Here is a 2,230-nt window from a genome sequence, read left to right as displayed (position 1 = left end):
GCGCACCGCCTTGCCGCCATCGGAGAACAGCATCACGTCGTGGGCGCCGTCGGTCAGCGCGGCGCCGATCAGGTAGTCGCCCGGATCGAGGTCGACCGCGATGATGCCCGCCTTGCGCGGGTTGCTGAACTCGTCGAGGGCGGTCTTCTTGACCGTGCCCATCGAGGTCGACATGAAGACGTACTGGTTGGCTGGGAAGGTCCGCTTCTCGCCGGTAAGCGCCAGCACGACGTTGATCTTCTCGCCTTCCTGGAGCGGGAACATGTTGACGATCGGCCGGCCACGTGAGCCGCGCGAGCCCGCAGGCACTTCCCAGACCTTGAGCCAGTAGAGCCGGCCGCGGTTCGAGAAGCACAGGATGTAGTCGTGCGTGTTGGCGATGAACAGCTGGTCGATCCAGTCGTCTTCCTTGGTCGCCGTGGCCTGCTTGCCGCGGCCGCCGCGCTTCTGCGCCCGGTACTCGCCCAGCGGCTGGCTCTTGATGTAGCCGCTGTGGGAGAGGGTCACGACCATGTCGGTGGGCGTAATCAGGTCCTCGGTCGAGAGATCGAAGGCGCTGTGCTCGACCAGGCTGCGGCGCAGGCCGAGCTTGCTCTGGCCGAACTCCTGCTTGATGGCCGTGAGCTCGTCGCCGATGATCACCGAGACCCGTTCCGGCTTGGCCAGGATGTCGAGCAGGTCGTCGATCTCGGCCATCACGTCCTTGTACTCGGCGACGATCTTGTCCTGTTCGAGGCCGGTCAGGCGCTGCAGGCGCATCTGCAGGATTTCCTGGGCCTGCGTGTCCGACAGCTTGTAGAGGCCGTCGGCGTGCATGCCGTATTCGCGCTCCAGGCCGTCCGGGCGGTAGTCGTCGGCATTGATCACGCCGCCGTCGGCGCGGGTGCGGGTCAGCATCTCGCGCACAAGTTTGCTGTCCCAGGCGCGGGTCATGAGCTCGGCCTTGGCGATCGGCGGGGTCGGCGCATTGCGGATGATCGCGATGAACTCGTCGATGTTGGCCAGCGCCACCGCCAGGCCTTCGAGCACATGGCCGCGCTCGCGCGCCTTGCGCAGCGTGAACACGGTGCGCCGCGTGACCACTTCGCGGCGGTGCTGCAGGAAGACCTCGATCAGGTCCTTCAGGTTGCACAGCTTCGGCTGGCCATCGACCAGCGCCACCATGTTGATGCCGAAGGTGTCCTGCAGCTGGGTCTGCTTGTAGAGGTTGTTGAGCACCACTTCGGGCACTTCGCCGCGCTTGAGCTCGATCACCAGACGCATGCCCGACTTGTCGGACTCGTCCTGGATGTGGCTGATGCCCTCGATCTTCTTCTCGTGCACCAGCTCGGCCATGCGCTCCTGCAGTGTCTTCTTGTTGACCTGGTAGGGCAGCTCGTCGACGATGATCGCCTGCCGCTGGCCGCGGTCGATGTCTTCGAAGTGGCACTTGGCACGCATCACGACCTTGCCGCGGCCGGTCCGGTAGCCGTCCTTGATGCCGTTGATGCCGTAGATGATGCCGGCGGTGGGGAAATCGGGCGCCGGCACGATCTCCATTAGGTCGTCGATGGTGGCGTGCGGATGACGCAGCAGGTGCAGGCAGGCGTCGACCACTTCATTCAGGTTGTGCGGCGGAATATTGGTTGCCATGCCCACCGCGATACCGCCGGCGCCATTGACCAGCAGATTCGGCAGTTTGCTCGGCAATACGAGCGGCTCTTTTTCGGAGCCGTCGTAATTGGGACCGAAATCGACAGTTTCCTTGTCGATATCGGCCAGCATTTCGTGCGCAATTTTGGCCAGCCGGATCTCGGTATAGCGCATCGCCGCCGCCATATCGCCGTCGACCGAGCCGAARTTGCCTTGCCCGTCAACCAGCATGTGGCGCATCGAGAAGTTCTGCGCCATCCGGACGATGGTGTCGTAGACCGACTGGTCGCCGTGCGGGTGGTACTTGCCGATGACGTCGCCGACGATACGAGCCGACTTCTTGTACGGCCGGTTCCAGTCGTTGTTGAGCTCGTGCATCGCGTAGAGCACCCGCCGATGCACCGGTTTGAGGCCGTCCCGGGCGTCGGGGAGGGCCCGGCCGACGATCACGCTCATCGCGTAATCCAGATAGCTGCGGCGCATTTCCTCTTCGAGGCTGATGGGGAGTGTTTCTTTGGCGAACGAGGTCATGGGCGGCAGGCAGACGGCAAGGGAGGCGAAATTTTACGCTGCCGACGGTGTCGCACCGCCGCAACAC

1 protein-coding gene is annotated in these 2,230 nt (G+C 64.0%); it reads right to left on the bottom strand.

Going from position 1 to position 2,230, the window contains the following annotated elements:
• The coding region (gene gyrA / locus AC1DY5_RS52300) for a DNA gyrase subunit A (protein ID WP_478122129.1) at positions 1-2,163 on the bottom strand (2,163 nt) is incomplete at its 3' end.
• Positions 2,164-2,230: the final 67 nt, after the last annotated feature.

The sequence above is a fragment of the Variovorax sp. P4_D9 genome, assembly GCF_056401695.1.
This window is presented reverse-complemented; position numbering and strand designations above follow the sequence as displayed.